The 21,621-nt window shown below is 37.5% G+C and carries 23 protein-coding genes; 1 reads left to right on the forward strand and 22 read right to left on the reverse strand.

All coding sequences use genetic code 11. The annotated features are described in order from the left end of the window. Nucleotides 1-3: 3 nt before the first annotated feature. The 10 genes from QNH20_RS17360 to QNH20_RS17405 form a co-directional block, all read right to left on the reverse strand. Nucleotides 4-816 (reverse strand): heptaprenyl diphosphate synthase component 1, encoded by an 813-nt coding sequence (locus tag QNH20_RS17360; RefSeq protein WP_283919230.1) that lies wholly within the window; start codon nt 814-816, stop codon nt 4-6. Nucleotides 817-1,127: 311 nt separating this feature from the next. Next, on the reverse strand, nt 1,128-1,364 hold the full coding sequence (mtrB, locus tag QNH20_RS17365; RefSeq protein WP_283919231.1) for a trp RNA-binding attenuation protein MtrB: 237 nt from the start codon (nt 1,362-1,364) through the stop codon (nt 1,128-1,130). Nucleotides 1,365-1,402: 38 nt separating this feature from the next. Continuing rightward, nucleotides 1,403-1,966: a GTP cyclohydrolase I FolE gene (gene folE, locus QNH20_RS17370; protein ID WP_283919232.1), complete on the reverse strand. Its 564-nt coding sequence runs from the start codon at nt 1,964-1,966 to the stop codon at nt 1,403-1,405. Between the two features lie 185 nt (nt 1,967-2,151). Then, the gene (gene hbs / locus QNH20_RS17375; protein WP_024030636.1) at nt 2,152-2,424 is read right to left on the reverse strand and encodes a non-specific DNA-binding protein Hbs; all 273 of its coding nucleotides are present in this window, start codon (nt 2,422-2,424) and stop codon (nt 2,152-2,154) included. 463 nt (nt 2,425-2,887) lie between these two features. Continuing rightward, nucleotides 2,888-4,366, reverse strand: a complete 1,479-nt coding sequence (gene spoIVA, locus QNH20_RS17380) for a stage IV sporulation protein A (RefSeq protein ID WP_283919233.1) — start codon at nt 4,364-4,366, stop codon at nt 2,888-2,890. A 529-nt stretch (nt 4,367-4,895) separates the two neighbouring features. Next, complete coding sequence (locus QNH20_RS17385) at nt 4,896-5,606, reverse strand: YphF family lipoprotein (RefSeq protein WP_283919234.1); 711 nt, start codon at nt 5,604-5,606, stop codon at nt 4,896-4,898. A gap of 33 nt (nt 5,607-5,639) precedes the next feature. After that, nucleotides 5,640-5,825, reverse strand: coding sequence for a DUF2768 domain-containing protein (locus QNH20_RS17390; protein WP_283919235.1), 186 nt, complete (start codon nt 5,823-5,825; stop codon nt 5,640-5,642). A 326-nt stretch (nt 5,826-6,151) separates the two neighbouring features. After that, a complete protein-coding gene (locus QNH20_RS17395; protein WP_283919236.1) occupies nt 6,152-7,195 on the reverse strand; it encodes an NAD(P)H-dependent glycerol-3-phosphate dehydrogenase in 1,044 nt (347 codons plus the stop codon). Between the two features lie 20 nt (nt 7,196-7,215). Continuing rightward, entirely contained in the window at nt 7,216-8,526 is a 1,311-nt protein-coding gene (gene der, locus QNH20_RS17400; protein WP_283919237.1) for a ribosome biogenesis GTPase Der, read from the reverse strand. 170 nt (nt 8,527-8,696) lie between these two features. Further along, complete coding sequence (locus QNH20_RS17405; RefSeq protein ID WP_283919238.1) at nt 8,697-9,305, reverse strand: YphA family membrane protein; 609 nt, start codon at nt 9,303-9,305, stop codon at nt 8,697-8,699. Nucleotides 9,306-9,413: 108 nt separating this feature from the next. Here QNH20_RS17405 and QNH20_RS17410 point away from each other — a divergent pair, with 108 nt between their 5' ends. Then, nucleotides 9,414-9,554 (forward strand): YpzI family protein, encoded by a 141-nt coding sequence (locus QNH20_RS17410; protein WP_283919239.1) that lies wholly within the window; start codon nt 9,414-9,416, stop codon nt 9,552-9,554. A gap of 240 nt (nt 9,555-9,794) precedes the next feature. Here the strand turns inward: QNH20_RS17410 and fni are convergent, their stop codons facing one another. The 12 genes from fni to QNH20_RS17470 all read right to left on the reverse strand — a co-directional run bounded on the left by fni (nt 9,795) and on the right by QNH20_RS17470 (nt 21,598). Then, nucleotides 9,795-10,853, reverse strand: coding sequence for a type 2 isopentenyl-diphosphate Delta-isomerase (fni, locus tag QNH20_RS17415; RefSeq protein ID WP_283919240.1), 1,059 nt, complete (start codon nt 10,851-10,853; stop codon nt 9,795-9,797). Between the two features lie 11 nt (nt 10,854-10,864). After that, complete coding sequence (gene rpsA, locus QNH20_RS17420; protein WP_283919241.1) at nt 10,865-12,004, reverse strand: 30S ribosomal protein S1; 1,140 nt, start codon at nt 12,002-12,004, stop codon at nt 10,865-10,867. A 162-nt stretch (nt 12,005-12,166) separates the two neighbouring features. Next, complete coding sequence (locus QNH20_RS17425) at nt 12,167-12,748, reverse strand: lysophospholipid acyltransferase family protein (protein ID WP_283919242.1); 582 nt, start codon at nt 12,746-12,748, stop codon at nt 12,167-12,169. Nucleotides 12,749-12,750: 2 nt separating this feature from the next. Beyond that, the gene (gene cmk, locus QNH20_RS17430) at nt 12,751-13,425 is read right to left on the reverse strand and encodes a (d)CMP kinase (RefSeq protein ID WP_283919243.1); all 675 of its coding nucleotides are present in this window, start codon (nt 13,423-13,425) and stop codon (nt 12,751-12,753) included. Nucleotides 13,426-13,559: 134 nt separating this feature from the next. Continuing rightward, nucleotides 13,560-13,745, reverse strand: a complete 186-nt coding sequence (locus tag QNH20_RS17435; protein WP_283919244.1) for a YpfB family protein — start codon at nt 13,743-13,745, stop codon at nt 13,560-13,562. Nucleotides 13,746-13,865: 120 nt separating this feature from the next. Beyond that, complete coding sequence (gene ypeB / locus QNH20_RS17440; RefSeq protein ID WP_283919245.1) at nt 13,866-15,215, reverse strand: germination protein YpeB; 1,350 nt, start codon at nt 15,213-15,215, stop codon at nt 13,866-13,868. A 14-nt stretch (nt 15,216-15,229) separates the two neighbouring features. Then, entirely contained in the window at nt 15,230-16,126 is an 897-nt protein-coding gene (gene sleB, locus QNH20_RS17445) for a spore cortex-lytic enzyme (RefSeq protein WP_283919246.1), read from the reverse strand. Between the two features lie 101 nt (nt 16,127-16,227). Continuing rightward, nucleotides 16,228-16,917 carry a glutamic-type intramembrane protease PrsW gene (gene prsW, locus QNH20_RS17450; RefSeq protein ID WP_283919247.1) on the reverse strand — a complete coding sequence of 230 codons (690 nt, stop codon included), beginning with the start codon at nt 16,915-16,917 and terminating at the stop codon, nt 16,228-16,230. A 315-nt stretch (nt 16,918-17,232) separates the two neighbouring features. Further along, complete coding sequence (locus QNH20_RS17455) at nt 17,233-18,189, reverse strand: asparaginase (RefSeq protein WP_283919248.1); 957 nt, start codon at nt 18,187-18,189, stop codon at nt 17,233-17,235. 6 nt (nt 18,190-18,195) lie between these two features. After that, nucleotides 18,196-19,167 (reverse strand): YpdA family putative bacillithiol disulfide reductase, encoded by a 972-nt coding sequence (locus tag QNH20_RS17460; RefSeq protein ID WP_283919249.1) that lies wholly within the window; start codon nt 19,165-19,167, stop codon nt 18,196-18,198. A 97-nt stretch (nt 19,168-19,264) separates the two neighbouring features. Next, nucleotides 19,265-20,542 carry a Glu/Leu/Phe/Val family dehydrogenase gene (locus QNH20_RS17465; RefSeq protein WP_283919250.1) on the reverse strand — a complete coding sequence of 426 codons (1,278 nt, stop codon included), beginning with the start codon at nt 20,540-20,542 and terminating at the stop codon, nt 19,265-19,267. Nucleotides 20,543-21,016: 474 nt separating this feature from the next. Continuing rightward, nucleotides 21,017-21,598: a genetic competence negative regulator gene (locus QNH20_RS17470; protein WP_283919251.1), complete on the reverse strand. Its 582-nt coding sequence runs from the start codon at nt 21,596-21,598 to the stop codon at nt 21,017-21,019. Nucleotides 21,599-21,621: the final 23 nt, after the last annotated feature.

A 21,621-nucleotide genomic window follows, 5' to 3' on the forward strand; every position in this document is an offset into this window, starting at 1 on the left:
TTTTTACCCTTCTTCCACAAAAGTTTTTGCATATGGCTGGTATTGATTCAACAACAACGTAATCCTTTTTTCAAGTAAGTCATTACAGTAAGGAAGCTGTTTTACTCCTTTTTCAATCACTTGTTTTGAAAGTTCTAGATAATGGTCGCAAATCTGTAATAAATGATTTCGCTGCTCACCTGATAATTCTTTCAATTTTGTTTCATTACCAGGGAAGATAATATTCTTCAAGGATTCAAACAATATGGAGCTTTCCGAATGAAAATATTGCTTTTTTTCATTTAGTAACCTTTTAAAAAATAAAAAATTAGCAATAAAATCATTCCATATATCTACTTTAAAATAATCGGAGAACTTTGTAAGTATAGAACTTTCAATCCTCTTAATACTATTCATCAGTTTTTCTATTCCCTCAAGATTACATTGGTAAATAAAAATCTTATTTTCGTTGACTTCTTTTACCCCTTTTGAAAGTGATTTAATCATCATAATATCTTCTGAATCGGCAAGAAGTTTATAATATAAGCCGCTAAAATAATCCCCGGCGAGAACTGTTAACTGACGATTTTTTTCATCTTTTGATTCATTGGAAATATGTTCATGGGTATCAAGGGCAATTTGAATTAACATAGTTGATAAAGCATAGTTCTGGATATCACGAAATGACAATTCAAGCCGATCCATTATTGAGATGAGGACAAGAAGCTTATCATCGTCAATAATAGGGGTTTCAATGTAATCGAGCAAGTATGAATCAAAAACCTTTTTCTCGATTTGCTCCCTAATAATTGTAAATTTTTGTCGAATATCCTGCACTCAAATCACCCTTGCTTCCACGAAGTAATATTCTATGTATTTTTATTTGCCGATAGGAAAGTATAACTTTCCAATCAGGCATAAGTGCAACTACGCCTCTGTCTTCACCTAGCGGCTTGCCAATCGGCGAGTTTTCTTTATCTTTTGGAAAGAAAAATTCATGCCCATGATATAAAGAAAATCATAGTCTAATTTCTTTAACACAAGACAGACAACATTATATCATAAAAGGCATCCTATGGGCAGGAATTCACAAAATAATCATCACTATACGACTTTGACTTATTACATTCTGATTAGAAAAGCCCTGCTTATTTCTTCATTTCACTTTCTATTTCACCAAATTGGGTGAGAATTTTTGCCTCTCCCCTAATTTTGATTGCTGAAGTATGCTCCGTAAATTGAGCTATTAGTACCTCACCCTTATCAAGCTTTTCTGAATGATGGAATCTTGTATCTGTACCTCTAGTTAAACCGATTACACTTACACCATCTTCTATAGCTTTAATGACTACATAATCATTATTTTGCTGATTGCGCTTTTCCAATTTAATCACTCCAAATATGTTAGAAATAATCGACACTACTATTTTATTAAGGAAAGCACCTCAGAACGAGCAATTGCATCATCTGCAAAAACGCCGCGAACTGCAGTTGTAACTGTTTTTGAGCCCGGCTTTTTTACACCGCGCATCGTCATGCACATATGCTCTGCTTCAACCACTATCATAACCCCATGGGGCTCTAGCTTTTCCATCATGCTGTCTGCGATGGTCGAGGTAATCCTTTCTTGAAGCTGCGGTCTTTTGGCAACTGCCTCAACAGCCCGTGCTAATTTACTTAAGCCCGTGACACGGCCGTTTTGCGGAATGTAGGCCACATGTGCTTTTCCAAAGAATGGGACGAGATGATGTTCGCACATCGAGTAAAACGGAATATCCTTCACTAACACTAATTCTTCATGGTCTTCACTAAAAATTGTCTCAAAATGCTGCTTTGGATCCTCATTTAATCCGCTGAACACTTCCTCATACATTTTTGCCACTCTTTTTGGTGTGTCAAGCAGACCTTCACGATTTGGCTCTTCACCGATTGCTTCTAATATTAAACGCACCGCCTCTTCAATTTGGGCACGGTTTACTTCTACCATAACGAATACCTCCTAGAGTATATCTATCAAGTATAGACGACAAGTACATATTAGCACAATCCTTTCTTTACAGGCAAAAAACAAAATTCTTTTTCATCATGTGGATTATAAAAAAGAAAAAAGGCCATGGAATATTCCCATGACCTTTTTGCTTTAGCAATCGCTTAAAGCAATAATTTATGTAATTATTTTACTGCGTCTTTAAGCGCTTTACCTGGTTTGAAAGCTGGAACCTTGCTAGCAGCGATTTCGATTTCTTCACCTGTTTGAGGGTTACGACCTTTACGTGCCGCACGCTCGCGTACTTCAAAGTTACCAAAACCAATTAATTGTACTTTATCACCATTTTTTAAAGCATCTAAAATTGCATCAAAAACAGCATCAACTGCTTTTGTAGCGTCCTTTTTTGAAAGCTCGCTAGCTTCAGCAACTGCATTAATAAGTTCTGTCTTGTTCATGCCATTCACCTCCTCCCAAAGAATTGATCAAGATTCGTAAATAAGATTACTTATCTACATTTCTAAACAATTTTTCTAATTTCTATACGTCATAGCGCGTTTTTATTACCAATTTAGCACATATCGACTTTTTAAGTGACATAATTCTTTTTTTAATAAGGAATATAAGGTTCCAAGCACTATAACGTAATTCTGTTAAAAGATTATCATAATCAATTCAGCATAGCAAGAAGATTTCATGAAATTATGGTAATCTTTTCTTTCGTTCGACAAAATTCTACTATTTTGGACTTTTTTGGTTAAAATATTGTCACAAAGTAGAGTAAGAAACTGATTTCAGAGGGATATCCTTTCGGCCATCTCTTTTACTTTCAGTTCTCCTCATCAAACCGTACGTGAGGTTTTCCCTTATACGATTGCTGGGCACACAATAAAAAAAGACTCCGATCGGGAGTCCGAAAATCTATAGGATAATGGCAATTAAGCCGCCTGACCCTTCGTTTATGATTCTCTCTAAAGTTTCTTTTAATTTATATCTTGCATTCTCCGGCATCAAGGAAAGCTTAGCTTGGATCCCTTCACGGACGATGGAACTTAGGCTGCGCCCAAAGATATCAGAATTCCAAATCGATAATGGATCATCCTCGAAGTCCTGCATTAGGTAGCGGACAAGCTCCTCACTTTGTTTTTCCGTGCCAATTATAGGGGCAAATTCTGATTCTACATCAACCTTAATCATGTGAATCGATGGCGCTACTGCTCTTAACCTAACTCCAAACCTTGCACCTTGACGGATGATTTCCGGTTCCTCAAGGCTCATATCAGAAAGGGTTGGTGAGGCAATCCCGTAACCTGTCTGTTTCACCATTTTTAAGGCATCTGAAATGTGATCATATTCTGCTTTTGCATGGGCAAAATCCTGCATTAGTTCAAGAAGATGATCTTTCCCTCTGATTTCTACCCCAACAATTTCTTTTAAAATATCATCATATAATTCATCTGGGGCAAGCAAATCGATTTCTGCAACACCTGAACCCATCTCTATCCCCGCTAAGCCCGCTCGCTCAATAAAATCAAAGTCACTAAACTGCTGAACTACACGATCAACATCTCGTAATCTCTTGATATCTTTTACTGTATCCTTTACAGCCTCTTGATAGCTTTCACGGAGCCAATGGTTTTCTCTCAGCACCATTACCCAGCTTGGAAGGTTGACATTAACCTCAAGTACTGGGAACTCGTAAAGTGCCTCGCGAAGGACATTGAGGACATCGCTGTCACGCATGCTTTCAACACTCATTGCAATTACAGGAATATCATATTTTTCAGCTAAACTTGATCTAAGTGTTTCGGTGCTAGGATGGTATGGCTGTGCACTGTTAACAACCATGATAAATGGTTTGCCAACTTCCTTCAGCTCATCAATCACTCTTTCTTCCGCTTCAATATAGTTACTTCGAGGAATCTCTCCAATTGTTCCATCCGTTGTGACGACTACCCCTATTGTGGAATGTTCCTGTATTACTTTTCTTGTTCCAATCTCGGCCGCTTCGTGAAACGGTATAGGTTCTTCGTACCAAGGTGTATTAATCATTCTCGGTCCATTTTCATCCTCATAGCCTTTAGCACCCGGTACAGTATACCCAACACAGTCAACCAGTCTGATATTAACATTAAGGCCCTCATCGACATGAACAGTTGCTGCCTGATTTGGCACAAATTTCGGCTCGGTTGTCATGATTGTTTTTCCGGCTGCACTTTGCGGCAGCTCATCTTGTGCCCTTGATCTCTCTGCCTCACTGTTTATATTCGGCAAAACAACAAGCTCCATAAATTTTTTAATAAAAGTTGACTTTCCTGTTCGTACTGCTCCTACTACTCCTAAATAAATATCGCCGCCTGTTCTTTCGGCAATATCTTTAAAAATATCGACCTTTTCCAAGTGATCCCCTCCTGATCATAGAGTAAAGTGGGATAATTTCATCCATATTAGGTATTTTTGGACAGTATATGTTTATGACGTTGTCCTATCTTGTTATGACACTTTTCTAAAAATTTTTACCCCCCTTATTAAAAAATCGTTAGGTGCCCTGATATCTGTAATTCGCTGAACATTTCAATTTATGGAGGGTTTCTAACTATGGACACGTGTATGGAAACACCAAAATATCCATATCACGATATTATTTTTCAACATAAAAAAACCCTTCTCCTACAATATATTTCTAAGGAGAAGGGTTATGACTAAAAATAAAAGCGGAAGCACCCGTATAGCGCACAACAGGCCAGGGGCCCACTCCGACTGAAATAAAGGAAAAACGAAAAGCAGAAGCACCTTGAACAGGCGCTAGAGCTAGACAACACGGAGCTATAGTCGTTTCGATGTTAACTTATCGTAGGGAGGAGCGGATGGCCACTTGTCGCAGTGTGCTGAACTAGAGTGTTAACAAATTTCAAAGTGATAAAAAATATTATTCTTCGAGAAAAACGGGTTCCTTACCATTGGAATCAACCGTGTACGGTAAAGAATATGCCGGAACAAACATCGAGTCATTCACTAAAATGGAGCGAATATCCTCGCCAGGTTTTAGAACTAAGTCTGTTTTCTTAAGTGCTTGATAAAGGTCTGGCCGATAATCCACGTAAACCTCAGCATCCCCTGTTATGACCAAGGAGAGGTTTTGATTCGTAAAGGGACTACTAACATATGGAGGCTCCTTATATCCTAATTGTTTATAATCCAGTGAAAACACATTTTTGGAAATCTGTTTTTTATAGGGTGGAAAACCGTTTGTTTTTATTCTTAATTTAATATCACGAATGGTTTCTGTCATCCGTAAGTCAAGTAATTTAACAGTAGGATTGGTTTCCACATCAACGAGTACATATTGAAAAACCCCTCCGCTTTCAAAGGCATTTCCTGGAGGTTCAGCCATGTACTTAGGAGCAATTTTTTTAAAGTCAATCGGATATTTTTGATATATAGGTGTATCCGCCTCCTTAGTTTTAATCGGCAGAATCCCTCCATTGTCCTTCCTAAAGTCATCCACAGCAGTTTGCACTGCTTGGATTTGATCTTTATAAGGGATTTGATTCTGTTCCAATTCTTCTTTAGGGTACATACATCCTGATAACAGCATTACTGTTAAAACAAGAAAAAAGCCTAGCATGTTTCTTTTCATAAAATCACCTTTTTATCTATGTATTTAATCTTGTTATCCAAGGAATACAATCAGCAGAGTCAATCCTGAAACAATCAAAAATATATAAGCGATAATTGCTGTCAAAACCCGGAAAACCCCTTTTAATTTATACCTGCTTAAATAAATGGTTATGATCGCAAGAAACATAAGAGCCATACCGGCAATTGATATCCACATTTTTAACATACCTGGTGACAAACATCATTCCCCCTTTTTCGACTGCTATTATACCATAGGTTAATGTTGTAAAAAAAATAAAAAACTCTTCCATAGGCAAGCCCCTTAAGGCGAAGACAGAGGCGTAGTTGCTCTTATGCATAAAAAGAAAGTTATCCTTCCTTTGGGCCAAAAAAAACTGAAGTAAAGAGGGGCGAATTCTCTACTTCAGTAAATTGGACTAAATAACCCATTCTCCAGCGTCATACTACCAGGATGCTTCGTTGCATTGTATGCAATTTAGATAAAAAGCGCATCATATGAACGCCTAATTTATTTTTGATAAAGCACAATTTTAGTCTTCAGTATTATTTTTCATCAAGCACATTCACTAAATCTTCCATCTCATGAGTTTTCCCACGAGCCATTAACACATCAACTGCATCTTTTGGGTTCTTACCATTAAATAGTACGTTGTAAAGTGCAGAGGTAATAGGCATAGTGACATCATACTTTTTAGCTAGCTGATAAGCTGCTTTGGTTGTTCTTACACCCTCAACGACCATTCCCATATTATCAAGAACTTCATCTAGTGTTTTCCCCTTACCAAGTAAATTGCCAGCTCTCCAGTTCCTCGAATGGACACTAGTACATGTAACAATTAAATCGCCTATTCCTGTTAATCCTGAAAATGTTAACGGATTTGCACCCATTTTTGTACCAAGACGTGCTATTTCCGCTAATCCACGGGTTATCAAGGCCGCCTTAGCATTATCCCCATAGCCAAGTCCATCTGTTATACCTGCAGCTAATGCAATAATATTTTTTAATGCACCGCCAATTTCAACACCAATTACATCTGAATTCGTGTATACACGAAAATTATGATTGATGAATAAGTCTTGGATCTTTTCAGCAGCTTCCATATTTTCTGAAGCAACCGTTACTGTTGTTGGGTGCCTAAGGCTAACCTCTTCAGCATGACTTGGGCCTGAAAGGACGACAACGTCTTTTAAGAGCTCTTTTGGCATTTCTTCATTAATCATTTCGGTTATTCGTAACAGCGTATCTGGCTCAATTCCTTTACTAACATGTGCAATCGTAATAGGAACTGCTTGTACTGCACGGATTTTCCTAAGAACTTCGCGAATAGCCTTTGTAGGAACAGCTAAAATAACTGTGTCCACTCCTGATAAAGCATCACTTAATGAAGCATAGCCAACAATTAATTCTGGCAAAATAATTTCAGGCAAATATTTTTTATTTGTATGATATTCATTGATTTCCTTTACTTGGTCTTCATTATGGCTCCATAGACGAACCTCATGAGCATTATCTGCTAGAACAATCGCTAATGCTGTTCCCCAGCTTCCAGCGCCTACAACGGCTATAGCCGTTTTTTTATCCTGCATTATCGTACACCCGCCTCATCTTATTTTCTTTCTCTGGCATAAATTTTGATAGGGGTTCCCTCAAATCCAAAAGCGTCTCTAATTCGATTTTCAAGAAACCTCTCATAGGAGAAATGCAATAATTCAGGTTCATTGACAAAAACAACAAATGTAGGGGGTTTAACTGCTACTTGTGTAGCATAATAAATTTTCAAGCGTTTTCCTTTATCAGTTGGTGTCGGATTCATGGCGACCGCATCCATAATAACATCATTTAACACACTTGTTTCAACCCTCATGGAATGGTTTTCACTTGCGGTATCAATCATTGGCAGCAGGGTATGAATCCTCTTTTTCGTTTTTGCAGATAAAAACACAATTGGAGCATAACTTAGAAATAAGAAATGTTCCCTAATCTTTTGTTCCAGCTCTTTCATTGTCTTCTCATCTTTTTCAATCGCATCCCACTTATTAACCACAATGACAACGGCACGGCCTGCCTCATGGGCATATCCGGCAATCTTCTTATCTTGCTCAATGATTCCTTCTTCAGCATTAATAACTACAAGAACGACATCGGAACGTTCAATCGCCCTAAGTGCACGGAGAACACTATATTTTTCGGTACTCTCATACACTTTACCTTTTTTTCTTATTCCTGCTGTATCAATGATGACATATTTTTGCCCATTATACGTATATTGTGAATCGACTGCATCACGTGTTGTGCCTGCAATATTGCTGACGATTACACGGTCCTCACCCAAAATCGCATTTACAAGCGATGACTTTCCGACATTTGGCCGTCCAATTAAGGAAAACTTGATCACATCATCATCATATACTAATGGCTTGTTTTTCGGAAAGTGTTTTGCAGCCTCGTCCAATAAATCACCAAGGCCTAATCCGTGTGAACCTGAAACGGGGATGGGTTCACCAAATCCTAGAGAATAAAAATCATAAATTTGCTCACGCATTTCAGGATTATCGATTTTATTAACCCCTAATACAATGGGTTTTTTAGACTTATATAATATTTTTGCAACTTCTTCATCTGCAGCGGTTACCCCTTCTCGTCCATTTGTTAAGAAGATAATAACATCTGCTTCATCAATCGCCACTTCTGCCTGCTGACGAATTTGCTCAAGAAACGGTTCATCACCAATATCAATTCCACCTGTATCGATTACATTAAAATCATGTGTCAACCATTCACCTGAACTATAAATACGATCTCTTGTTACTCCCGGAATATCCTCAACAATGGAAATACGTTCACCGACAATTCGATTAAAGATCGTTGATTTTCCAACGTTAGGTCGTCCAACAATGGCAATAACTGGTTTTACCATTATGATCGCCATCCTTTCTTATATTGAAAAAACTTATTTTAATGTTAGCATTAAATCCATAAGGTTCTTATTCAGTAAAGAAACCCTTCTGTCATATAGAAGGGCCTAACTTTATTATTTTATCAATGTTAATCCTTTCCCGCAATCAAAAGCTTAACTAGAATCTTTTTTCATGATGTTTTTTGCTTTCCTTTTTCAAAAAAATGAAAGTGGCTTTGTAAGATCGCCCCTGCATTTTCTAATAAACTCCATCCTACAAGTAATGCAGCAATTAAGGCACAAACGTCAAGATATTCGAAAGCTCCGATTTTATATGGAAAAGGAATTTTATTCAAGATATAAGCATGTAAAAATTCACCCTGCATGGTTCCGCAAATCACAATTAACAATCGCCCTTTTAATGTCTTTTGCAAAAGAATGGCTAAATACCCAAAGACAATTCCCATCATCCACTCTTTTTTTATGATAATCCAAATAGGGTCAAAGATCTCGAATAAATGGAAGGTTACATAAGCAATCAACACGATTAATGAACAAATAAAATAATAGATAATTGCTCCTCGTTTTTCCTGGCTAATAAATATAAAAGAAGTGATTAATATAAATAATCCACCAGCTTGTATTTCAAAGATTCCAACCATAAACTGAAAATTGGATAAAAATATCAATATGAGAATGATTACTGACAGTTTTAACCGATATGGATTCTTTTTATTTAGCAAAAAAGTAAGGTACACCCAAAAGAACCAACTTATCCAATAAAACATTGCCCCCTCCATTTCACTCACCTCCTATTATTTTTATTATTGGTAATCTTTATGTACTTTCATACTTCCTTGAATAATATTTCCAATTTGATTCATCTTATTAAGAGGAGGTGTGGATGAATGGGAGAAGACCGCCAAGAAAAAAAAATAAAAGCAAGCAGAAGAGTTGAGTCAGACCGAGATCAGGCATTGCACTACCCAGGTGCAACCAAGCTTTCTAGTCCTGAAGAGGCACGTGGTTTAAATGATGGTAAAAGATAATGGATAATATAAGAAAAGCGTAAGTACCCTGATTAGCTGCCCTTATCAGCGTTTTTTTCTTATTGCAAGATCGGTTGCTTTAGTTGAAATAAGGAGAAACCTTAATTTCATTGTCATTTATTCCAATGAATATTAAAAATGGCGTGCTAAAACTGAAAGCAGTTTTAGTACGCCATTTTCTATGTCATTTAACTGTTTTGAACCTAAACCATGGAACCCTTCAGCAAATGACGATAGCCTTTATTTAATGGAACGACAGCTGTATTGTTTCGTATCAATTCCTCTTTGATTTAACCAATGATAGGTTTCGCCTGAGATGATCAGCGGCACTTTTTTTAAATCAGAAATGTTTTTTGCTCCCAGTGCAGTCATAATCATTATTAATTCATTGTGCAGTGTTTCGATTTCTTTCTGTAATGCTTCTAATCCATTTTCAACTAGAATCCGCAAGAAAAAACCTGCCATACCGATTGCATTTGCACCCAAAGCAATGCCCTTGGCAATGTCATGTCCTGTTAAAAAACCACCTGACCCAATAATGGAAATTTCATCAGAATTTAATGCGGCTTCAATGATAGAAATTGGCGTAGGAATGCCCCATCCATTAAAAAATGGGAAACTTTTTTCTCGACGCTTATTTTCTATTTCTGCGAAATTTGTTCCCCCGGAGCCCCCAATATCAACCCCAGCGACGCCGACTTGTGAAAGAGTTTTTACTGTTTCCTTTGTCATCCCGAAACCTACTTCTTTAACAAAAACAGGAACATCTACCGCTTTAACAATTGTCTCAATTCTTTTTAAGGCACCCGAAAAATCTCGATCCCCTTCAGGCATCGTTAGTTCTTGTATAACATTTAAATGGATTTGCAAGGCATTGGCCTCAATCATATTAATTGCGATTTTGGCATTCTCTGCTGTTGCTTCGCTACCTAAATTAGCTATTATAATCCCTTGTGGATTCTCTTTTCGAACTATTTCATATGTATATCTTTCGCCCTTATCCTTTATAGCAGACATTTGAGACCCTACGGCCATAGCTAAGCCAGTCAATTTTGCAGCCATTGCCAGTTCTTTGTTAATCTGATAGGTCTTTTCACCCCCGCCGCCAGTCATCGCATTGATAAAAATTGGCGAACTTAAAGAAAGTTCGCCAATTGAATGGTCTAATCGAACATCGGTTACACTGATATTCGGTAAGCTTTGGTGAATAAAATTTATATCATCGAAAACTGTTGAACGGTTTTGCTGATTTTGCAGAGCAAAGCGAATGTGATCCCATTTTCGTTCAGATCTAGACACTTAAATCACCATTATTTTCTTAGATTCTTTAATTTATCTCCAATAACTTCACCAAGCTGGAAGCCTTTTGACTCTTCAGGAAGCTCATAATCAATGTTTTCCTCTACCTCTTTCTCAAGCAATTCTTTTATGCTCAATGATAGACGTTGATCTTGTTCATTCACTTCAAGAACTTTTACTTTTACAATTTGCCCTTCTTTTAGAACTTCATGCGGTGTTCCAATGTGCTTATGGGCAATTTGTGAAATATGAACAAGGCCTTCTACACCTGGAAAGACTTCGACAAAAGCACCATAAGAAACTAATCTTTTAACAGTACCATCTAAAATACTCCCCTTAGGTGCTTTTTCAGAAATATTGAACCATGGTCCTGGAAGTGTTTCTTTAATTGATAAAGAAATTCTTTCATTATCGCGATCCACACTTAATACCTTTACTTTAACCTGTTGACCTTCTTGAACAACATCTGATGGCTTATCAACATGCTCATAGGATATTTGTGAAATATGAACAAGACCATCGATTCCTCCAATATCAACAAATGCTCCAAAATCAGTTATTCTTTGAACTGTTCCATCAATTACTTGGCCTACTTTAAGTTCATCAAGAAGATTTTGTTTTTGTTTACCTTTTTCTTCTTCCACAACTACTCGATGTGAAAGGATTAAGCGGTTCTTTTCTTTATCAAGTTCAACAATCTTAAAGGAAAGCGTACGCCCTTTGTAATCGCTGAAATCCTCGACAAAATGTGCTTCTACAAGTGATGCAGGAACAAAGCCGCGAACGCCAAGATCCACAACGAGGCCGCCTTTTACGACATCCTTTACTTCTGTCTCAAAAACCTCACCATTTTGGAATTGTTGTTCTAAGCTCTCCCATGCCTTTTCTGCATCAACTTTTCTTTTTGAAAGAATCAATGCTTCTTCCTCTACTTTTAAAACTTCAAGTTCTAACTCATCACCTTCTGCTGCTGCATCGGATGCTTTTTCAATATGCAGACTTGATAGTTCACTAATGGGAATAATTCCATCTAGTTTACTTCCTTGAACAGCCACAAGCACCTGTTTTTCTTCTACTTTAGTAACTTGTCCAGTTACTCTGTCTCCAATTTCAAAGCTTTTTACTTCTACTTGATTTAATTCTTCCGACATATGTATTCCTCCTTAATCCATTTACTCCTAAAATCTATATATGATCTGATGAATGCCGCGCAGCAGACACCACATATAAAACAAACTTTAAAAGCAAAGAATATTCAAAAAAAATCCCTTTTTATTAACTTCTTACAAATAGACTATTTTGTCAAGCAGAACCTATTGGTGCTCTATTATAAGTTTATGAATTTCTGACATAATTAATTCAGTAACCTGATCCGCAGATGCTCTAGCTTTTCTCATTTCATCCATATCTATTGGTTTTCCATAAACCACTTTTAATCTCTTGAAACTTTTATACGGGCCAATAATTGCGCAAGGTACAACCATTGCCTCAGTCCTCAATGCGAAAAATCCTGCCCCCGACAACCCTTTCCCTAACTCCCCAGTCTTACTTCTAGTTCCTTCTGGAAAAAGTCCAAAAACGTTGCCCTCTTTAAGAATCTTTAAGCCTGTTCTAAGCGCCTCTCGGTCACTAAATCCCCTTTTTACAGGAAAGGCATTACATTTTCTAACGATTCCACCAAGCAATGGGACACGAAAAATCTCTTCCTTCGCCATATAATGAACTGGACGAGGTGCCATGATTCCAACTACTATTGGATCAAAATTATGGATATGATTTGCACAAAGAAGAACTCCACCTTCTTTCGGGAAATTTTCCACTCCGATAGCCTCTATTCTGTACCATGGTTTAAAAATAGTATAAACCACTGACTTTGCAAATGCATAAAACGTCACACTTATCCAATCCTTTCGTGCACCAGAGCCATTATTTTTTCTACAACTTTAGGAATGGTCAAAGAGGTTGTATCGATTTCAATTGCATCATCGGCTTTTTTCAATGGAGCAACTTCTCTCTCTGAGTCTATTTTATCTCTCCGTGAAATTTCTTCTTTTAATTTTTCTAAATCGGAAGGGAATCCTTTTTGTAAGTTTTCAATATGGCGCCTTTCAGCTCTTTCCTCAACACTGGCAAGTAAAAATACCTTTACTTCTGCACCGGGCAATACATGTGTTCCGATATCCCGTCCGTCCATCACTACACCACCTTTTGTGGCAAAATCTTGCTGTCTTCTAACCATTTCTTCACGAACCTTTTGATGGATAGAAACAATAGAAACATTATTAGTTACATCTGAAGTACGAATCTCTTGAGTGACATCTTTATTGTCAAGGTAGACTAATTGACCTTTATCTGAAGGCAGAAGTTTAATATCAGTAGATAATAGCATGTCAAAAAGAAGCGCTTCTTCTTCTAAATTAAGATGGTTTACGATTGCTTTATATGTCAAAGCCCGGTACATCGCACCAGTATCGATATACACATAAGAAAGTTTTTCTGCCACAATTTTTGCCACTGTACTCTTTCCGGCTGCAGCAGGCCCGTCAATAGCGATTGATAATTTCTTTTCCATAAATCCTCCTAAACAATCATGGTTGTCTCATTTGTTGTCTTCTTTTATTTTACCACAAGTTAAAGAAATGCCTCTTTTTTTTAACTTTTTTGATCAATAAAAAATAAAGCAGGAACACCTGCTTTATTTTTGCATTATTTTTCTCCCCCTTGAAAGGTTTGGAGAATTTCAGTAAAGGTATTTTCATTTACCCCTTCGTATCTTGTCAGTTGTTTTATTTGCGGGAAGATATCTATTTGATGAAAAAATAATTGGGATAAGAAAAGAAACACAAACTGTATGATCACGACTTTAATGAGAAGACCTTCTACCCTCTTCATAACCACCACTCCAACATCATATCCATATTCGTTTATTATTTACTCCCTTAGTTGTTTTATTCTGGAAAGGAGATATAGCATGATAAAGCATTGAGAAAAAGGAAAAGCAATTGCTTTTCCTTAAAGAACGTCTTCGTAAATAGCCTCTGCATTTTTTAGTTTATCAACTTGTTCTTCAAAACCATTTTTTGCATTAATAAAAATTCGATAGGTATCCTCACCCATTGTCCCAAGGAACTCATAACATAATACATCTTCATTTAAATCGTTCACAATTATGGCTTGACGGTCTTCCATCACCTTTAAGTTAGGATTTACTTTTGCACGAGCTTGTTCCATTGTAATTGCAGGTTTTTCAATAGTTCTTGTCTGGAAGGATTTTAAATACTCCTCTGCCGATACACCAATAATATCTCCATTGTCCAGTGCTACTTTTACTTTCACCGCTTCAGGATAAATTCTTACTCCATTAATATTGGTAACAAAATTGAAGACTCCAATATTATCATATTGTGTACTCTCAAATACCTCTAAATCCTTAAATCCATTTTCCTTTAAAAATGCAGCAGCCTTGTTGTCCGCTTCATTCAGACTTAAAACTTGTTTCTTTATATCCCGGTTATTAATAAACCAAATTGGGTGTCCGGCCTTTTTAGTAATATCCATGCTTGCTTCTTGTCCGGTTTGTTTATTTTTGATTGACACGCTATAAAACCCATAGTCGGAGCCTTTTCCGTTTTCAGTAACCTTTACCTGTGCATTGCTATCAAACTTCATATATTTTTTGGCTATCTGAATTGCCTCTTGCCGTGAAATGGTTTTTCCTTTTATTTTCTTGAAATTTTCATCCTTTTTTTGCATATTCACAAAAGTTGGTCCAAAGTCGCTTTCCTCATAAGTGGAAACTGTCTTTTCGACTGTTTTAAAGCCATCAATGATGGTGTTGTCGGTTGATTCTTTGCCTGATGCAAGTGCTAATTCAACATCCATCCAGCGCAGATTATTTTTCAATACCATGTGCTGAACATTTCGGAGCTCGTTCTGAATGTCACCAGATTGCTTATAAAGTACCTTTAATGTGTCGTACTCCTTATCAGTCAAAGGTTCTTTTTCCAAATCTCTAACGGCGGTTCGGTAGCTGAAGTTGCCGATATTAGCTAAAAACTCCTCTGTCTTATTAAACGGTAATAATGTTAATGGCAGCTGCCCAACATCACCATGTGCCTGCGAAGTAAGCCTCCACACTTCAATTAATGACGGAGACAAGGTAGCCTTAGAATTCATGGCCAGCGTTGTCCCAATTTTATCGTGTAAAATATCCATCCGGTAGGAAAGGTTATGGAAAGCCCGCTGATAGTTGTTTTCTGCGTTTAAAAGAATTGCATTTTTTTCCTGGTGTTCTTGGTAGCCCCAATAAGCTGTACCCGCAACACCTAAAGCAAGAACACCTATTAATATACCTCTAATCAATTCTATTCACCTCTCTACTTGCAAAAAATATGCTGACCAATTCGTTTGATTTGCGGCCTGCCCCATATCCAGCCACTAGTGGCAGTATTAGGGTTAAAGTAGTAAATTGCCTCACCCGTTGGATCCCATCCATTAATTGCATCTAATACCGCTTTTTTTGAAGTCTCATTCGGTGTCAACCAAATCTGCCCATCAGCAACAGCTGTAAATGCTCCTGGTTCAAAAATAACCCCGGAAACGGTGTTAGGAAATGAAGCACTATTTACCCGATTTAGGATAACCGCTGCGACTGCAACTTGGCCAATATACGGTTCACCCCTTGACTCTCCATGAACAGCATTCGCCATTAGACGGATATCATTTTGTGAAAAACCACTTGGCGTGTTTGCTGCCGTTGGCTTTTTTGGTGCCGCTTTATTCGGTGCAGCAGGTTTTGGTGCTGCTGGCTTTGGTGCTGCTGGCTTTGGCGCAGCTTGATTTGTTGGTGCTTTATTTGCAGGTGCTTTAGGACTTGGAGCACTCTGCTTTCTTTGATCGACACCACCGTAATGAGTAAATTTCTTCCCGGATTTTATTTGCTTTTTTACAAATTGCTCATTGTATTTGCTTGCCTTGACTAGTTTTGCTTTTGTCGCTGCCCCTGCCAACCCGTCAATTGGCAACCCGTATTCATATTGAAAGTTTCTAAGCGCCCAATATGTCCCCCACCCAAAAACGCCATCAATTTTCCCGTTAAAATAGCCGATATACTGAAGCCTTGATTGCAGCTCAAGGACATCATCGCCAACAGCTCCTTTTTGGATTACCTGATTAGAAAAGGCATAGACCTCATGGTTCTCCATAAAAGATAATGGCATAGTGCAGAAAAAGATTAGGATGAAGTATTTGATTAGGATGTTTTTCTTTTTCATGGAATTATTACCCCCATATGAATCTTTTTAGCATTAACCCTATTTTTTGTTTTATTGGTGTTTTTATTCCAATTAAAAAAGATTAATAAAAAAACCCTTCATCAGGAATGAAGAGTCTTTTGTACAGGATATTGTTTTTTAAAATGATTAGCGCTCAAGATTTTCGCTTTTTTCACTTTTCGTAACCCAAACCACCATAGGAATATCATAAAAGGAAAAATAATAAACAGCCAATTTTCTAGTGAAATCAAAATAAAATCATAGAATCCATGTAAAATAAATGGCAAAAGCAATGAGAGTACTATCCACTTCGCTTTATTTCCTTCAGTGAACTTTGCTTTTCCAATATAAAAGCCCATAATAACCCCAAAAAGGGCATGACTTGATACAGGTAATAAAGCACGTGTCATTGCATGTTCAATTCCATTTGCAATTAAATAAAAGATATTTTCAACAGTAGCAAAACCAAGGGAAACGGCTACTCCATATACAATTCCATCAAATGGTTCATCAAACTCAACATGCTGATAAATAGCATAAAAAAGAATGAACCATTTAAAGAATTCTTCCAGAAGGCTTGAGCTTAGAAACGCATCGACAAGATCCGATGTAAGCAAATTCTCTATTTCAAGGACATGCTGGATAAACATGATTGGAAAAACCAAAAGCGCACCGTAAATAAATGTCCGAAGAACAAAGGAAATTGGCTCTGGCTCATATTCATCTTTTAAATAAAAATAACTAAGTAATGCCAAACCGGGGGCAACTCCGGCAGATAAAATTCCCAGCATGATGAACCTCTTTTCCAGTCCTGTTTCTTTAGCCGATAGAAAGTATAACTTTCCTATTAGACATAAGTGCAACTACGCCTCTGTCTTCGCCTAGCGGCTCGCTAATCGACGAGTTTTCTTTAGCCGATAGGAAAGTATAACTTTCCTATTAGGCATAAGTGCAACTACGCCTCTGTCTTCGCCTAACGGCTTGCCAATCGACGAGTTTTCTTTATCGTAACATGGAAACAGCATAAAGAAAATGAAAGATTCATCCCAACTATAGTGGTAACTAAATCAAAAATAGGCAAATCCAACAAGTAAACTTATTGAAATTTAAAAATTGATCGTCTCTATGCCGCTTGCCATTACTACAGCCAATTTAATTCTTGCCTTCTTTGAGTCATTATCACTCCCAAGGATTACACCCTTTTTATAAAGGTCAAAAGCACTACCCTCATAATCATAGGTTGTGTATACAGCCCCTTCTTCAGCACTGGTTGTAATAACTATTTTTATTCCATCTTTAATGGCCTTTTCGATTTCTTCCATCATCTTAGGAGCCACCTGTCCTCTTCCTACTCCTTCTAGGACAATTCCACCTACACCTGCCTCACGAGCAGCCTTGATAAATTTCCCATCTGCACCAATATAGCACTTAATAATTTCTACTTGTGGAATAGTTGAATTAATTTCATAGTTTTCTCTCTTAATAGGTTTTTGAAAGACATGAACCTGGTCATTGTCAATAATACCGAGATAACCAAATCCAAAAGCATTAAATCCTTGAATATTAGAGGCATGTTCTTTTTTTACATACCGGGCAGCAAAAATTCGTTCATTAAAAACGACAACAGTACCGGAATTCTGTAAATCACTTGAACAAGCCGAATAAATAGCGTGCCTTAAGTTAATGTATACATCACTTCCTAAATCTTCAGGAGAACGCTGTGAACCAGTTACTACCACTGGTCTGTAATCACTGACTGTCAAATCCAAGAAATACGCCGTTTCTTCCATCGTATCAGTACCATGAGTGACAACCACTCCGGAAACTGCTTCATCTTTAAAATAATCCTCAATTTTGTTTTTTAGAAAAACTAAATCCTCAAAAGTTATATGAATGCTTGCCTTTTGAAAAACGGAGTCGACAATTACTTCAATGTCATTTGGTAAATTACACATTGCAGCAAGCTCCTCACCCGTTAAGGCACCTGAGGCTAATTTTCCTGAATCCTTATTTGGTTTACTTGCAATTGTACCGCCTGTTGTTAAAAGAACAACCTTTTTCATCTATAATCATCCCTTTGTTTCTTTTTCTAAAATTGAACGTGCAATTTGTCCGCCATGGAACCGGCCATTTTCAATGAATATTTCATTAGCATTATTTCCAGCTGCAATGACACCTGCAATATAGATTCCCTCGATATTAGTCTCCATTGTCTCTGAGTCAAAAAGAGGTCTTCCCGTTTCCTCATCAATTTTCACACCCATTTTTTTTAAAAATTTGTGGTCAGGATGGTAGCCGGTCATAGCGAAAACAAAATCATTTTTTATAGTCTTTTGTTGCCCTTCCTTGCTATATATCACTTGGTTTTCGGTAATTTCTATAACATTTGCACGAAACTCCATAACAATTATGCCGTTTCTCACTAAGGATTCGAATTCAGGAAGAATCCATGGTTTAATACTAGGAGAATATTCCTCACCGCGATACAAAACGGTTACACGAGCCCCTGCATTTACAAGTTCAATAGCGGCATCGACACTGGAATTTTTTCCTCCGATCACACAAACATCTTTATCAAAATAAGGATGGGCCTCTTTAAAATAATGAAAAACTTTTGGTAAACCTTCGCCAGGAACGTCCATGAAGTTAGGATGATCATAGTAACCTGTTGCAATGATTACAAAATTTGCACTATAGGTATTTTTATCCGTTTGAACATGAAATTGATCATTCTGTTTGGACACTTTTATGACTGTTTCAAACGCGTTTATACGGAGCTGCTTGCGCTTTGCTACCTCACGATAATATACAAGTGCCTGGTTTCTTTTAGGTTTATAACTATCTGTTACAAATGGCATTTCACCGATTTCTAATTTTTCGCTTGTGCTGAAAAAGGTTTGATGTGTTGGATAATGGAATATAGAATTAACCACGTTCCCCTTTTCAATAATTAAAGGTTTTTTTCCAATTTCCTGTAAAGAAATAGCGGCTGCTAAACCACAAGGACCTCCGCCGACTATAATAACATCTTCTGATTGCAAAATGGTAACACTCCTTATATACAATTACATCTTCCATCAAAAAACTCCTACCTTGTATATGATAGGAGTTTTTTGATGATAATTCAATTCAAACTACTTAAATCCAGCCTCTGAAGCGGCTTGCTTCTGCCATTTTTCTTACCCCGACCATATAGGCAGCAAGTCGCATATCGACACGTCGTGTTTGGGCAGTATCATAAATATTTTTAAATGATTTCACCATTACTTTTTCAAGCTTTTCTTCAACTTCTTCTTCAGTCCAATAGTAACCTTGGTTATTTTGAACCCACTCAAAGTAAGAAACAGTAACTCCACCTGCTGATGCTAATACATCAGGAACTAGAAGGATTCCACGTTCTGTTAATATTTCTGTAGCCTCTAACGTTGTTGGACCATTAGCTGCCTCAACAACGATGCTAGCACGAATATTATAGGCATTTTCTGCAGTAATTTGATTTTCAATCGCTGCGGGAACGAGAATATCACAGTCAAGTTCAAGCAATTCTTTATTTGTTATTGTATTATTAAATAGTTTTGTAACTGTTCCAAAGCTATCACGTCTGTCTAAAAGATAATCGATATCAAGACCGTTTGGATCGTACAAAGCACCGTAGGCATCGGAAATACCAATTACTTTTGCCCCCGCATCGTGCATGAACTTGGACAAAAAGCTGCCCGCGTTACCAAAACCTTGGACAACAACCCTTGCACCCTCAATTTGAATGCCCTTCTTTTTAGCAGCTTCACGGATACAGATTGTCACACCTTTTGCGGTTGCAGATTCCCGCCCATGTGAACCTCCTAATACAAGCGGCTTGCCTGTAATAAAACCAGGAGAATTGAATTCATCGATTCGGCTATACTCATCCATCATCCAAGCCATTATTTGTGAATTTGTAAATACGTCTGGTGCAGGAATATCTTTCGTTGGTCCAACAATTTGGCTGATTGCCCTTACGTATCCACGGCTTAATCTTTCAAGCTCTCTAAAGGACATATCACGCGGATCACAAACAATACCGCCCTTACCACCGCCGTATGGAAGATCAACAATGCCGCATTTCAAGCTCATCCAAATTGAAAGGGCTTTCACTTCTGTTTCAGTCACTCCGGGATGAAAACGAATTCCGCCCTTTGTAGGCCCTACTGAATCATTATGTTGTGCACGGTATCCCGTAAATATTTTTGTTGATCCGTCATCCATTTTAACTGGAATTTTTACTGTCATCATACGTAACGGCTCTTTCAAGAGCTCGTATACCTCTTCAGGATAACCTAACTTCTCAAGTGCTTTATGAATTACTGTTTGTGTTGATTTCAACACATCATTCTTTTCCACTTGATTAGTCTTTTCTGTACCATTTTCGGCTACCATTTGTAATCCTCCTAAGAAATCACTTTTACGAATGTTGTCCGCTTTCAGTCACAAGTATACACGTTTAAATGATTTATGCAAGAAAAAAAACACATAATTTCTTATTTTTCAGCATTAGAATGTAAACGCTGCCATTAATATTCGTAAAGGAATTTACACGATGGAATGGAAGCAATAAATCTTTAATAAAGGCTCTTTTCGCATAGATTGTTGTTTTTAGACTATAAAGTTTGCCCGTTGATTTCCGCTCCAGGCACTTGCTTTCCGCGGGGAGGGATGGGAGCCTCCTCGGCGTTACCGCCTGCGGGGTCTCCCACTTCCCTCTTTTTCCCGCAGGAGTCAAGTGCCCTCCGCTACAATCAACTCAGATAGATAAAGTTAAATTACACTAAAAAAGCAACAAACTTTACGAAAACAGCATTAATAAAACATAAAAGGGGCTTTGCGCCCCATTTGAATTAAATGATTCATGGATTACTTAAAAAAATGCAGAATGGTTTCCACTGTTGTATGCTCGAGGATTTGTTTCCCATATTCAGTAAGCACAAATGGACTTAAAATAGAGGGGTTACCAAATTCTGATAAAATACAGGCAGCCTTTTCTTTTTTAGCTGCATCTACTTGGTCCATCAAAAGGTAATAGCGGTTATGGAGTGAATAGAGGCTTCCACCGAATATCTCTATATTTGATAGCATTTTTGCTAGGCCAATAAGATCCTCAAATTCTTTAAACTCATATAATAGCTCTTCACAGCCTTCAACCCTTACCTGCATTTCAATGTACCCATCAAAAAGTAACTCTTCATCATCTTTTACTTCGTCAACCGTAATGATCAAGATCATCCCTTGTGCCTGAAGGGAGAAGATTTCAACTGCTACTGAACCATGAATATCAACATCAAATTCCTCACTTGCCTCTTCAAGCATATCATGAAATAGCTGATTCCATTTACTTGAATCCTTCCAAATATCTTCTTTGGAAAGCCCTCTTTCAAACAAATCATCAGAGGTTAAAAAAATTTTTATTTTATTGGCCGTTAAGCGTTCTAAGCGCATGCTTTTGCCCCCTGCCGTGACAT

Origin of the sequence: Neobacillus sp. WH10, assembly GCF_030123405.1 — a bacterium.
Classification (GTDB): Bacteria; Bacillota; Bacilli; order Bacillales; family Cytobacillaceae; genus Neobacillus.